Origin of the sequence: uncultured Bacteroides sp. (assembly GCF_910578895.1) — a bacterium.
Taxonomy (GTDB): domain Bacteria; phylum Bacteroidota; class Bacteroidia; order Bacteroidales; family Bacteroidaceae; genus Bacteroides.
The window spans coordinates 1-13,890 of record NZ_CAJTSC010000070.1; the positions used below are offsets into that span (position 1 = coordinate 1).

Here is a 13,890-nt window from a genome sequence, read left to right on the forward strand (position 1 = left end):
GATAGACATTAATGTCTGTCATGAGCGGCATTAATGTCTATCACGACAGATGTTAGTGTCTGTCGGCTGAAACACCTGTATCCAACGCCGGAAACACTTGCATCCAACAGCGGGAATACCCGGTTTTTGCATAAGCAACGCATATCCATCGGAAATCAGGGTATATCTATCCGCACTTTATGCAGCATGTTCCTGTTTTGGCAGAAAGCGGCAGAGAGGGGAGTAAGCAAAAGGGCTGTTTTGCCGACTTTTTGTCGTGAAACGAACGGGCGGCGCTTCACTTTGCACCCGTGCCAACCGCCGTGTCCGGTTCGTTTCCGGCATCCGTCCGGCTGCTTGCGCGGGTACGTTTCCCGTATATGCAAGCGCCGTACTTAAATGCGCGGCTCTTTCATTCAAGGCTTGTCTTTATCTTCCAGACAAGGATTTGGCGGATAAAGTGGATTTTATTTCTATCTGCCAAATAAGTAATCCGCCGAATCCGCCAAATCCGCTTCTGAAAAATGAGTGTGGTGCTTAAATGAAAGAGCCGTATGCTTAAATATTCTTTTTTTCTTCTATTATTTTGTAATCGAACAGATTATTTATATCTTTGCAACCGAAACGGATGAAAGGTGGAGGGGCGATTGAGCTCCTCTTTTTTGTTCTTAATGGTTAATCTATGATAGAAAAGAAAACAGTTTGTCAGCTTGTAGACGAGTGGCTGGAAGATAAAGACTACTTCCTGGTGGAGGTTACAATCAGCCCGGATGACAAGATTGTGGTGGAGATAGACCACAAGGAAGGTGTTTGGATTGAGGATTGCGTGGAACTGAGCCGCTACATCGAATCCCGGCTCAACCGCGAGGAGGAGGATTACGAACTGGAAGTCGGTTCTGCCGGTATCGGGCAGCCGTTTAAGGTGCTGCAACAATACATTAACCACATAGGCAAGGATGTGGAAGTGTTGGCGAAAGACGGGCGCAAGCATTGCGGCATCCTGAAAGACGCCGGCCAAGAGCGGTTCACGGTTACCATTCAAAAGAAAGTGAAGGAAGAGGGTGCCAAGCGTCCTAAAATGGTGGATGAGGACCTGACCTTCGCATACGAAGACATTAAATATACTAAATACTTAATTAGTTTTAAATAAGACTATGGCCAAGAAAGAAGAAACTATCAGCTTGATAGACACCTTTTCGGAATTTAAAGAACTGAAGAATATTGATAGAACCACTATGGTGAGCGTGCTCGAAGAGTCGTTCCGCAGTGTGATTGCAAAGATGTTCGGTACGGATGAGAATTACGATGTTATTGTGAACCCGGACAAGGGCGATTTCGAAATATGGCGTAACCGTGAAGTGGTGGCAGATGAAGACCTTGAGAACCCGAACCTGCAGATTTCTTTGAGCGAAGCCCGGAAGATTGACGCTTCGTACGAGGAGGGAGAGGAAGTGACGGACGAGGTGAATTTTGCGAAGTTCGGCCGCCGTGCTATCCTGAACTTGCGCCAGACGTTGGCTTCCAAGATTTTGGAACTGGAAAAAGACAGTATTTACAATAAATATATTGATAAGGTAGGCAACATTATCAACGCAGAGGTTTACCAGATTTGGAAAAAGGAGATGCTGCTGCTCGACGACGAGGGCAACGAACTGCTGTTGCCCAAGACCGAACAGATACCGAGCGATTTCTACCGCAAGGGTGAGACGGCACGCGCCGTAGTGGCGCGTGTGGACAACAGGAATAACAATCCGAAGATTATCCTGAGCCGTACGTCGCCTGTCTTCCTGCAACGTCTGTTCGAAATGGAAGTGCCCGAAATCAATGACGGACTGATTACCATCAAGAAAATCGCCCGTATCCCCGGCGAGCGTGCCAAGATTGCCGTTGAGTCTTACGACGACCGCATCGACCCTGTAGGCGCTTGTGTGGGTGTGAAGGGTAGCCGCATTCATGGTATTGTCCGCGAGCTTCGCAACGAAAATATCGATGTTATCAACTATACGTCGAATATCCAGTTGTTCATACAGCGTGCCCTCAGCCCTGCCAAAATCTCTTCCATCCGTCTGAACGAGGAAGAGCGTAAGGCGGAAGTTTTCCTGAAACCGGAAGAGGTGTCGCTGGCTATCGGTAAAGGCGGTTTGAACATCAAACTTGCCAGTATGTTGACTGAGTACACTATTGATGTATTCCGCGAGTTGGATGAGACGGTAGAAGACGAAGACATCTACTTGGATGAGTTCCGCGACGAGATTGACGGTTGGGTGATTGATGCCATCAAGGCAATCGGTATCGACACCGCCAAGGCTGTGCTGAATGCTCCGCGCGAGATGTTGATTGAAAAGACCGACTTGGAAGAGGAGACGGTGGACGAGGTATTGCGCATTTTGAAATCGGAGTTTGAAGAAGAGAATGATTAGTGATAAGTCACTCTAATCATTCATCACTAATCACTAAATTATGACGATAAGGTTAAATAAAGTAACAAGAGATTTAAACGTAGGAATCACGACGGTAGTTGAGTTCTTGCAAAAGAAGGGACATGCCATTGAGGCAAATCCCAACACGAAAATTACCGATGAGCAGTATGATCTGCTTGTGAAAGAGTTTAGTACAGATAAGGATCTGAAGTTGAAAACGGAACGTTTCATCCAGGAACGCCAGAGTAAAGAACGCAATAAGGCGTCGGTGGCTATCGACGGCTATGATAAGGAGGCACAGGAGAAACCGAAGGCCGAGGAGGTTGTTAAGGCTGTGATTCCGGAAGATGTACGTCCGAAGTTCAAGCCTGTCGGCAAAATTGATTTGGATAAACTGAATCGTAAACATACAGTGGAAAAAGAGAAAGAAGCAGAACCGGAACAGAAGGTTGTTGAAGAAATCAAGGCAGAGGAACCTGCACCGGTTGTTGAGGCTCCGAAGCCGGAACCGGTTCCCGAACCTCAGCCCGAGCCTGCTCCGGTTGTTGAAACGGCTCCGGTAGTGGAAGAAGAACCTGCGCCGGTTGCTTCCGAACCTGTATCGGTGCCCAAGGAGGAATCTACACCGGTTGCGGCCGAAGCGCCGGGTACGGAAGATAAGGAAGAGATATTTAAAATACATCAGCCTGAGTTCGTATCGAAGATTAACGTTATCGGACAGATAGACCTTGCTGCGTTGAACCAATCTACGCGCCCCAAGAAGAAATCGAAAGAGGAAAAGCGCAAAGAGCGTGAAGAAAAGGAAAAGCAACGCCAGGATCAGAAGAAACTGATGAAAGAAGCCATTATCAAGGAAATCCGTCGTGACGACGGCAAGATGAAAGACTTGAAGGATGGTAACGATGCTAATGCCAAGAAGAAACGTGTCCGCATCAATAAGGAGAAGGTGGACATTAATAATGCGTCCAACTTCCAACGCGGCGGAAACGACCGTCCGAAGGGTGGCGGCCAGCAAGGCGGCAACAACCAGCAGGGTGGCAAGAACAAGGACCGCTTTAAGAAACCTGTCATCAAGCAGGAAGTAAGCGAGGAGGACGTGGCAAAGCAAGTAAAGGAAACCTTGGCACGCCTGACTTCCAAAGGCAAGAACAAGGGAGCGAAATACCGCAAGGAAAAGCGCGACCTGGCATCCAACCGTATGCAGGAGCTGGAAAATCAGGAAATGGCGGAAAGCAAAATCCTGAAACTGACCGAATTTGTGACCGCCAACGAGTTGGCAAGCATGATGGATATCTCCGTTACGCAGGTCATCGCTACTTGTATGAGTATCGGTATGATGGTGTCGATTAACCAACGTCTGGATGCCGAGACAATCAACCTGGTGGCGGAAGAATTCGGCTTCAAGACGGAATATGTAAGTGCGGAAGTGGCTCAGGCAATCGTTGAGGAAGAGGATGCCGAAGAAGATTTGCAGCCTCGTGCTCCGATTGTAACGGTAATGGGTCACGTAGACCACGGTAAGACCTCATTGCTCGACTATATCCGTAAGGCGAATGTTATCGCCGGCGAAGCGGGTGGTATCACGCAGCACATCGGCGCCTACCACGTGACATTGGAAGACGGACGTAAGATTACGTTCCTTGATACTCCGGGACATGAGGCGTTTACCGCCATGCGTGCTCGTGGTGCGAAGGCTACGGACATCGCCATCATCATTGTGGCTGCCGATGACAACGTGATGCCGCAGACCAAAGAGGCTATCAACCATGCTATGGCTGCCGGTGTGCCTATCGTGTTTGCCATCAATAAGATTGATAAGCCGACTGCCAACCCCGATAAGATTAAAGAGGAACTGGCTGCCATGAACTTTCTTGTTGAGGAATGGGGTGGCAAGTACCAGTCTCAGGATATTTCCGCCAAGAAAGGTATCGGCGTAAGCGATTTGATGGAGAAGGTATTGTTGGAAGCCGAAATGCTGGATTTGAAGGCAAATCCGGATCGTCGTGCCACCGGTTCCATCATCGAATCCTCATTGGATAAGGGCCGTGGTTATGTAGCTACGGTACTGGTGTCCAACGGTACGTTGAAAATGGGCGATATTGTGCTGGCAGGTACAAGCTACGGTAAGGTGAAAGCCATGTTCAACGAACGCAACCAGCGCATGAAAGAGGCTGGTCCTTCGGAACCGGCATTGATTCTGGGCTTGAACGGTGCGCCGGCTGCCGGTGATACGTTCCACGTAATTGAGACCGAACAGGAAGCCCGTGAGATTGCCAACAAGCGCGAACAGTTGCAACGCGAACAAGGGTTGCGCACACAGAAGATGCTGACGCTGGATGAAGTAGGCCGTCGTTTGGCATTGGGCGACTTCCACGAGTTGAACATCATCGTGAAGGGTGATGTGGACGGTTCTGTCGAAGCGTTGAGCGACTCGTTAATCAAGTTGTCTACCGAACAGGTGCAGGTGAACGTTATCCACAAGGGTGTCGGCCAGATTTCCGAGTCGGATGTATCGCTGGCTGCCGCTTCGGATGCGATTATCGTCGGTTTCCAGGTGCGTCCTTCGGGTGCCGCCGCCAAACTGGCGGAACAGGAAGGTGTGGATATCCGCAAATACTCTGTCATCTACGATGCCATTGAAGAGGTGAAAGCCGCTATGGAGGGCATGTTGGCGCCGACTTTGAAGGAACAGGTTACGGCTACTATCGAAGTACGCGAGGTGTTCAACATCACCAAGGTGGGCTTGGTTGCCGGTGCCATGGTGAAGACCGGAAAGGTGAAACGCAGCGACAAGGCTCGTCTTATCCGCGACGGTATCGTTGTCTTCACCGGAAACATCAATGCCCTGAAACGCTTCAAGGATGATGTGAAGGAGGTAGGTACTAACTTCGAGTGCGGTATCAGCCTGACAAACTGCAACGATATCAAGGTAGGCGATATCATCGAATCATACGAAGAAGTGGAAGTAAAGCAAACGTTATGATAGTTCAAGATTGGCAATTAACAATTGGCGATTGACAATTATAATTATAAATGATGGATAATTGATGGTTGATGATATGAGAAATTGTCAATTGTCAGTTATCCATTATCAATTTATAGAGGTATGGCAACCATAGATATAGTCATATTGGTCGTGATTGGTGCGGGAGCGGTAGTCGGTTTCATGAAAGGCTTTGTGAAACAGTTGGCCACTCTGTCGGGACTGATTGCCGGCTTGTTGGCGGCAAAGGCGCTGTACGCTTCTGTGGCCGAAAAAGTGTTTTCTAAGGTTACCGATTCGATGACGGTGGCACAGCTCTTGGCATTCGTTGTGATATGGATAGCCGTACCGCTGTGTTTTACGTTGACAGCCTCGTTGCTGACAAAGGCGATGGAGGCGATTTCGCTCGGATGGCTGAACCGTTGGCTGGGCTCCGGCTTGGGGGCGTTGAAGTCTCTTTTATTAGTGAGCCTGCTGGTCGGTGTCATTGAGTTTATAGATGCGGACAACACGCTGCTCGGTCAAACAAAGAAGGAGGAGTCGGTGTTATACTATCCCATGCAGTCGTTTGCCGGAATATTCTTTCCCGTAGCCAAGCATGTTACAGAACAATATATATTGAATGAATAATGCAACAAGAAGAACCCAATAAATATGTAAAGGAACTCACTCAGGAGAAGTACAAGTACGGCTTCACCACCGATGTGCACACAGACATCATTGAGCGTGGCTTGAATGAAGATGTGGTGCGGCTGATTTCCGAGAAAAAAGGAGAACCCGAGTGGTTGCTGGAGTTCCGGCTGAAAGCGTACCGCCATTGGCTGACGCTGGAGATGCCTACATGGGCGCATCTCCGTATCCCTGAAATAGATTATCAGGCTATCTCGTACTATGCCGACCCTACCAAGAAGAAAGAGGGACCCAAAAGTATGGATGAGGTGGATCCGGAGCTGGTCAAAACCTTCAATAAACTGGGCATCCCCCTGGAAGAGCAGATGGCGCTTAGCGGCATGGCAGTGGATGCCGTGATGGACTCGGTGTCTGTGAAGACCACTTTCAAGGAGACGCTGATGGAGAAGGGGATTATTTTCTGTTCGTTCAGCGAAGCCGTGCGCGAGCATCCCGATCTGGTTCAGAAGTACCTGGGCTCTGTGGTGGGTTATCGTGACAACTTCTTTGCAGCACTGAATTCGGCGGTCTTCTCCGACGGTTCTTTCGTTTATATCCCGAAAGGAGTGCGTTGCCCGATGGAGCTTTCCACTTACTTCCGTATCAATGCCCGCAATACCGGGCAGTTTGAAAGAACGCTGATTGTGGCGGACGATGACTCGTATGTCTCCTACCTGGAAGGATGTACGGCGCCGATGCGCGATGAAAACCAGTTGCATGCCGCCATTGTGGAGATTGTGGTGCACGACCGTGCGGAGGTGAAGTACAGCACCGTGCAGAATTGGTATCCGGGCGATGCCGAAGGCAAGGGTGGTGTCTATAACTTCGTAACGAAACGCGGACACTGCAAGGGCATCGGCAGCAAGTTGTCGTGGACACAGGTGGAAACCGGTTCGGCAATCACCTGGAAATATCCGTCCTGCATTCTTTCCGGCGACAACTCTACGGCAGAGTTCTACAGTGTGGCGGTGACCAACAACTACCAGCAGGCGGATACCGGTACGAAGATGATTCATCTTGGAAAGAATACCCGCAGCACCATCGTCAGCAAAGGTATCTCTGCCGGACGGAGCGAGAATTCTTACCGCGGTTTGGTGCGTGTGGCCCAGAAAGCGGACAATGCCCGTAATTACAGCCAGTGCGACTCCCTGCTGTTGGGCAACAAGTGTGGTGCGCATACTTTCCCCTACATGGATATCCATAACGAGACAGCCGTTGTAGAGCACGAGGCAACCACCAGCAAGATTAGTGAGGACCAGATATTCTATTGCAACCAGCGTGGCATTTCCACGGAAGACGCGGTAGGTTTGATTGTGAACGGCTATGCAAAGGAAGTGCTCAACAAATTGCCCATGGAATTTGCCGTAGAAGCCCAGAAACTGTTAGCTATCTCGCTTGAAGGAAGCGTGGGATAATTGTTGGAATTGTGGATTATAAAATTATGAATTTTGAATTATGAATTTTGAATTGGCTGCGCTGTTACGCCGCAGGGTAATTCAAACTTCATAATTCACCATTCACCATTCAAAATTAAATATCATGTTAGAGATAAAAGACCTGCATGCCAGCATCAATGGCAAAGAGATATTAAAAGGCATCAACCTCACTATCCGCGATGGCGAGGTGCATGCCCTGATGGGACAGAACGGAGCCGGAAAGAGCACACTGAGCAATGTGCTGGTGGGACATCCTGCATACGAGGTGACGCGAGGCAGTGTGACCTTCAACGGTAAAGACCTGCTTGCCATGAGTCCCGAGGACCGTGCCCACGAGGGTGTTTTCCTCTCATTTCAGACACCGGTGGAGATACCGGGCGTTTCTATGGTGAATTTCATGCGTGCGGCGGTCAACGAGCAGCGCAAGTACCGCCATCTGCCTGCACTCTCTGCCAGTGAATTTCTGAAACTGATGCGTGAGAAACGTGCCATTGTGGAGCTGGACAACAAACTTGCCAACCGCAGCGTGAACGAGGGTTTCAGCGGTGGCGAGAAGAAACGCAACGAAATCTTCCAGATGGCCATGCTGGAGCCGACTTTCGCCATTCTCGATGAAACGGACTCCGGACTTGACGTGGATGCTTTGCGCATTGTTGCCGATGGTTTCAACAAACTGAAAACTCCCCAGACCAGCGCAATGGTTATCACCCACTACCAACGCCTGCTTGACTATTTGAAGCCGGACACCGTACATGTGCTGCTTGGCGGACGCATCGTAAAGACCGGCGGTCCTGAACTGGCGAAGGAGATTGAAACGCGCGGTTTCGACTGGATAAAGAAGGAAACGGAGGAATTATAAATTTTGAATTGTGAATTATGAATTTTGAATGGGCTGCGCTGTTACACCGCAAGGTAGTTCAAACTTCACCATTCACCATTCAAAATTCAAAATTAAACACCATGACTGTAGAACAACAATACATAGACCTTTTCTCCCAAACGGAAGCGATGATATGCCGTCATAGCGCCGAGGTGCTGAACGCTCCGCGTGCCGCTGCCTTTGCCGACTTCGAACGGCTGGGCTTTCCTACCTGTAAAACGGAGAAATATAAATATACCGATGTCAGCAAGTTCTTTGAGCCAGACTATGGCCTGAACCTGAATCGGCTGGATATTCCCGTCAATCCTTACGAAGTATTCAAGTGCGATGTGCCGAATATGAGCACTTCGCTATACTTTGTGGTGAACGATGCTTTCTATAAGGGGATAAAGGGCCCGGGCGATAAGGAGAAGGATTCCTTGTCTTCACGCCCTCTCGTCCCTCCGTCTCCTAAACTGCCCGAAGGTGTCCTGTTCGGTAGTCTCAAGGATATGTCGGAACAGCATCCGGAGCTGGTGAGGAAATACTACGGCAAGCTGGCGGACACTTCCAAAGACGGATTGACGGCATTCAATACAGCCTTTGCCCAAGACGGTGTGTTGCTGTATGTTCCTAAGAATGTAGTGATGGAGAAACCTATCCAGTTGGTGAATATCCTGCGTGGCGATGTCAACTTCATGGTGAACCGCCGTGTGCTTATCATCCTGGAAGAGGGTGCGCAAGCCCGTCTGCTGGCATGCGACCACGCCATGGACAATGTGAATTTCCTTGCCACGCAAGTGGTGGAGGCATTCATTGGCGAGAATGCCACCTTCGATTTCTATGAACTGGAAGAGACGCATACCGCTACGGTACGTATCAGCAACCTGTACGTCAAGCAAGAAGCCAACAGCAATGTCTTGCTGAATGGAATGACGCTGCACAACGGCACTACCCGCAATACAACCGAGGTGACGCTTGCCGGCGAAGGTGCCGAACTGAACCTTTGCGGCATGGCGATTACCGATAAAAACCAGCATGTAGACAATAACACTACGATAGACCATGCCGTGCCCCGCTGTACCAGTAACGAACTCTTCAAGTACGTGCTCGATGACCAGTCTGTCGGTGCGTTTGCCGGCTTGGTATTGGTACGTCCCGATGCACAGCATACAAGCTCGCAGCAAACCAACCGCAATCTTTGCGCCACCCGCGAAGCACGCATGTATACCCAGCCGCAACTGGAAATCTATGCCGATGACGTAAAGTGCAGCCATGGCGCCACGGTAGGACAGCTCGATGAAAGTGCCCTGTTCTATATGCGGCAGCGTGGCATTTCCCTGCGTGAAGCCCGTCTGCTGCTGATGTTCGCTTTCGTCAATGAGGTAATCGATACAATCCGTCTCGATGCCCTGAAAGACCGTCTGCACCTGTTGGTAGAGAAGCGCTTCCGTGGCGAACTGAACAAATGCCAGGGCTGTGCCATTTGCAAGTAACTCCTTTCCCCTATATGCAGGGGGTGAGAGACCGACCAACCAACTTTTAATTCAACCCCATATTTATGAATAAAGATACCAGCAATGCCGTCTTCTCCTCCCTCCCTGTCGGGGAGGGGTTGGGGGATAGGCTCTCCGACTTTCCGATTCTTTCCCGTAAGATATACGGCAAACCCCTCATTTACCTGGACAACGGCGCCACCACCCAGAAACCCCGTTGTGTGGTAGACGCCATTACGGACGAATACTATTCGGTGAATGCCAACGTGCACCGTGGCGTGCATTTCCTTTCCCAGCGGGCAACGGAGTTGCACGAGGCATCCCGCGAGACAGTGCGGAAGTTCATCAATGCCGGCAGTACGGATGAAATCATCTTTACCCGCGGCACAACGGAAAGCATCAATCTGCTTGTGTCCAGCTTCGGCGAGGAGTTCATGCAGGCGGGAGACGAGGTCATCCTCTCCGTCATGGAACATCACAGCAACATCGTCCCCTGGCAATTGCTGGCGGCAAAGAAAGGCATTGCCATCAAGGTCATTCCGATGAACGACAACGGCGAACTGCTGTTGGACGAGTACAAGCAACTCTTCTCCGAACGCACCAAGATTGTCAGCGTAGCGCATGTATCCAATGTGCTGGGCACGGTAAATCCCGTCAAGGAAATGATTGCGTTTGCCCACGGGCAAGGCGTTCCCGTGCTTGTAGACGGCGCCCAGTCCATTCCCCACATGCCGGTGGATGTGCAGGACCTCGATGCCGATTTCTACGTGTTCTCCGGCCATAAGGTGTACGGACCTACCGGTGTGGGCGTGCTTTACGGCAAGGAGTCGTGGCTCGACAAGATGCCGCCCTATCAGGGTGGCGGCGAAATGATACAGCACGTATCGTTTGAGCGGACCACCTTCAACGAGCTTCCTTTCAAGTTCGAGGCAGGGACGCCCGATTACGTGGGTACTACCGGGCTTGCCAAGGCACTGGACTACGTCTCCGCCATCGGCATGGAGAATATTGCCGCCTACGAGCACGAACTGACCACGTATGCCACGAGCCGCCTGAAAGAGATTCCCGGCATGCGCATCTTCGGCGAGGCGAAAGAGAAAGGCAGTGTCATTTCCTTTCTTGTAGGCGATATCCATCATTTCGATATGGGCACCTTGCTCGACCGTCTCGGTATTGCCGTGCGCACGGGACACCACTGCGCACAGCCGCTGATGCAACGTCTCGGCATCGAAGGAACGGTGCGTGCCTCCTTCGGCTTGTATAATACGAAAGAGGAGATAGACGCGTTGGCGGCAGGCATTGAGCGTGTCAGCAGGATGTTCTGAGACTTTGCCTTCTTGCGACTCTCTTAAGGATGTGCCAAGGTGCTGCAGCATGATACGGTTGCCGGCGCCTTGTCACATCCTCAATTTCTATTAATCCGTTCCTTCCTGAAGATGATTTTCCCGTCATACGTCACTCCTTGCATGATGACCGTATAGCTTGTATGCTTGTCTGCTGTATAGAACTCAAACTGCCCTTCTCCCGCATTCGAGAGTTTGACACACGGATTCCAATACAGCGTTTTCCGGTTGTCCCGGCCGGCAGGCACAGACCCTTGTGCAGGAGAGTACTTAGGCGAGTAGAACTCTGCGGGAATCTGATATCCCAACGGACGGATAGAGGTTACATTGGGCTTTCTCGGCATTTTGAAGTTCCCGTCCCCCGTTTTTGTAGTGATTAGAATTGCCCCGCCTGCCCCTCTCGAACCGAATATGGCGGCGGAAGCATCTTTCATCAGCTCTATTTCGGCTATATCGTCGGGTTGCAGGTCCATGACCGCCCCGTATTCCATCTCCACATCATCCACCAATATCAAGGGTGTGTTGCTTCGCAAGGTGATGGAACCGCCCCTTACCATGATGCCCGGCAGGCGGGCCAGCATATCTGCCATCGTGTTGGGGCGGGGGTGCATCAGCTTTTCCGTATCGTATACCGAACCGTTGATGGAATGATACATGGACTTGCCCTGCTTCTCTTTCGGCTTGGCTTTGATGACCACCTCGTCCAGGCGGATTGCCTGCATGCCGCTATTGTCCGGCAGGTCCGTGTCCTGTGCTTCGGCGACAGACTTTTTCTTATATAAATCTTCTATGGATGGCTGCTTGCCGAAGGGATAGAAACTCTCCCGGTCCAGTTCCAGCATTACGTTGTGGTCGCCCCCTTTTTTATTCACTCCTTTGACGATGAAGTTGGTGCTGTCCGGAAATTCGAAATGGGTAAACCGGAACACCCCGGCAGAGTCCGATACGGTTTCGTCGGAAAACGGATACTCCAAGGTGATTAGTGATATCGGAGCGCCGGCACGGGGTTTTGAGTTAAACTCGCTGAATACCTTTCCCGAAATCTCCTGATACCTTTCCGGTAGTATGGACGGCTGTTCGTAGTGTCCTTGAAGCATGCCGGGTATATTGTATCTTCTCCATCCTTGTGTCATCATCAACACGTCCAATTCGCGGTCGGCTTCTTTGCGCGACATGTCAAAATAGGTTTCGGGAAATTCGATGGTCCCTTTCAGTTCCGAGGCCAGCAGCAGGTAGGAGAGGATAGAGGAGCCGTTACGGGTGTTGACGGACGCATCGTCTGTGACCGATACGGAAAAATCTCCTTCCAGCGGCATGCCTTCGTGGTCCGTCAGGGTGATTTTCGTTTTTACCGCTTCCCGCTTCCCATAAGACGGCTTGTCTGTGGCGAAGCCCATCTTCACGTCTTCGTAATGTTTGTTGAACACCAACCGTTCGCTCAGAGGGCGGTTCTCTTCATCAAGCAGCAACAGCTGGATGACTCCTGCGGGAAGTTCCCGGGCATCGAATGTCAGTATCCGTTGTTTCGGTTGCCATAGTTCGGAGTAAAAGACGATTCCTCTGCTTTGCACTACCAGGCGGCGGGGAGCGGTGACGGGATGTGACAAGGCTATCATCAGCGAGTTCTTGCGCCAAGTGGCGGTGACTGCCTGCGCTTGCGGCGTTGCCTGCGGCAACTCAAACTCCAGGAAGCGGTTTTGCGAATCGGTACACTCCGCCACATATTGCCTTCCTGCTTCCGGTACGAAAGTGACAAAACCCATTCCCAGATACGTGGCAGGCAGGGTAGCCACCATTTCTCCGCTTTCCTTATCCTTAATCGCTCCCTGTATCTCCTCGTGCCATCCATCCTTTCCGATTGCCTTGAACGCCACTCGCCACGGAATGCCTGCAGGCAGGTATCCCCCTTCCGGGAAGAACTTGACGTCGAACGGCGCTTCCTCCGGTTGCGGCGTTTCCTTTTTTCCCTCTTCCTGTCCTCTTCTTTTTCCCGTTCCGGGTTTATCGCTTTCCCCGAACCCGGATGTAGGGTTTACGATGGAAAGCGTATGCTTGAACAGGTATTCTTCCGGCAGGTTCTTCATGAATCCGGTATAGGCTCTTAGCGTGTAATGGCCTTGGGGGGTTAAATGGTCCAGCGGTATTTGCCCCCGGTAGATGGAGTCGTTCACCCTTATCTTGATTCGGTTGAAGATGGAGTCGGAGCCGTCTGCCAGCTCCACATACACATAACGGCTGACGGGAGAAGGAATATGCGTTGCCGCATCTACCAGATGTGCGCGAAGCCAGATGGTGTCTCCTGCCGCATAGCCCGGCTTGTCGGTATGTACATAGATTTTTTCTTGCGGGAAGAGGTTCAGTTGTTTCAGGAACCGCAGGGAGACGGACTCCGTCTCTTTATTGTTTTGGGCAAATGCCGTGAAGGCATAGACGAGGGAAATCAGCAGAAGGCATACGTGTGTTTTCATGGGTTTGCGTGTTTTGTCATTGTATATGACAATTATCAGCCGCAATAGTTTAATCGTTGCCACTTAACAGGCAAAGTATTGCCACTCTATTGGCAACGTTTTGCCTGTTAGGTGGCAAACCCCGCGGCTTTCATTTACAGGAGTTAGAGGAGTTAAAGAAGTTACAGAAGTTAGAGCCGATGCTCTTGCGTATGTGTTTACGGAAGTATCGGCTTTTAATTCCTGTCCCGAAGGGTG

Annotated in this window: 10 protein-coding genes; 9 read left to right on the forward strand and 1 reads right to left on the reverse strand. The window is 50.7% G+C overall.

Annotation, left to right across the window (positions count from 1 at the left end; genetic code table 11):
- The first annotated feature begins 256 nt into the window (after positions 1–256).
- The 9 genes from QZ327_RS12980 to QZ327_RS13020 all read left to right on the forward strand — a co-directional run bounded on the left by QZ327_RS12980 (position 257) and on the right by QZ327_RS13020 (position 11,167).
- Entirely contained in the window at positions 257–520 is a 264-nt protein-coding gene (locus tag QZ327_RS12980; RefSeq protein ID WP_294619951.1) for a hypothetical protein, read from the forward strand.
- A gap of 141 nt (positions 521–661) precedes the next feature.
- Entirely contained in the window at positions 662–1,129 is a 468-nt protein-coding gene (gene rimP / locus QZ327_RS12985; RefSeq protein WP_294619953.1) for a ribosome assembly cofactor RimP, read from the forward strand.
- A gap of 4 nt (positions 1,130–1,133) precedes the next feature.
- On the forward strand, positions 1,134–2,399 hold the full coding sequence (nusA, locus tag QZ327_RS12990) for a transcription termination factor NusA (protein WP_294619954.1): 1,266 nt from the start codon (positions 1,134–1,136) through the stop codon (positions 2,397–2,399).
- A gap of 40 nt (positions 2,400–2,439) precedes the next feature.
- The gene (gene infB, locus QZ327_RS12995) at positions 2,440–5,382 is read left to right on the forward strand and encodes a translation initiation factor IF-2 (RefSeq protein WP_294619956.1); all 2,943 of its coding nucleotides are present in this window, start codon (positions 2,440–2,442) and stop codon (positions 5,380–5,382) included.
- Between the two features lie 123 nt (positions 5,383–5,505).
- Entirely contained in the window at positions 5,506–6,012 is a 507-nt protein-coding gene (locus QZ327_RS13000) for a CvpA family protein (protein WP_294619958.1), read from the forward strand.
- Positions 6,012–7,466: a Fe-S cluster assembly protein SufB gene (sufB, locus tag QZ327_RS13005; protein WP_294619960.1), complete on the forward strand. Its 1,455-nt coding sequence runs from the start codon at positions 6,012–6,014 to the stop codon at positions 7,464–7,466. The genes QZ327_RS13000 and sufB overlap by 1 nt, the downstream gene beginning before the upstream one ends.
- 124 nt (positions 7,467–7,590) lie before the next feature.
- Positions 7,591–8,346 carry a Fe-S cluster assembly ATPase SufC gene (gene sufC / locus QZ327_RS13010; protein WP_294619962.1) on the forward strand — a complete coding sequence of 252 codons (756 nt, stop codon included), beginning with the start codon at positions 7,591–7,593 and terminating at the stop codon, positions 8,344–8,346.
- 101 nt (positions 8,347–8,447) lie between these two features.
- Positions 8,448–9,842, forward strand: coding sequence for a Fe-S cluster assembly protein SufD (gene sufD / locus QZ327_RS13015; protein WP_294619964.1), 1,395 nt, complete (start codon positions 8,448–8,450; stop codon positions 9,840–9,842).
- Between the two features lie 65 nt (positions 9,843–9,907).
- Positions 9,908–11,167, forward strand: a complete 1,260-nt coding sequence (locus QZ327_RS13020; RefSeq protein ID WP_294619966.1) for a cysteine desulfurase — start codon at positions 9,908–9,910, stop codon at positions 11,165–11,167.
- Positions 11,168–11,247: 80 nt separating this feature from the next.
- Here the strand turns inward: QZ327_RS13020 and QZ327_RS13025 are convergent, their stop codons facing one another.
- Positions 11,248–13,653: a TonB-dependent receptor gene (locus tag QZ327_RS13025; protein ID WP_294619968.1), complete on the reverse strand. Its 2,406-nt coding sequence runs from the start codon at positions 13,651–13,653 to the stop codon at positions 11,248–11,250.
- Between the last annotated feature and the right edge of the window lie 237 nt (positions 13,654–13,890).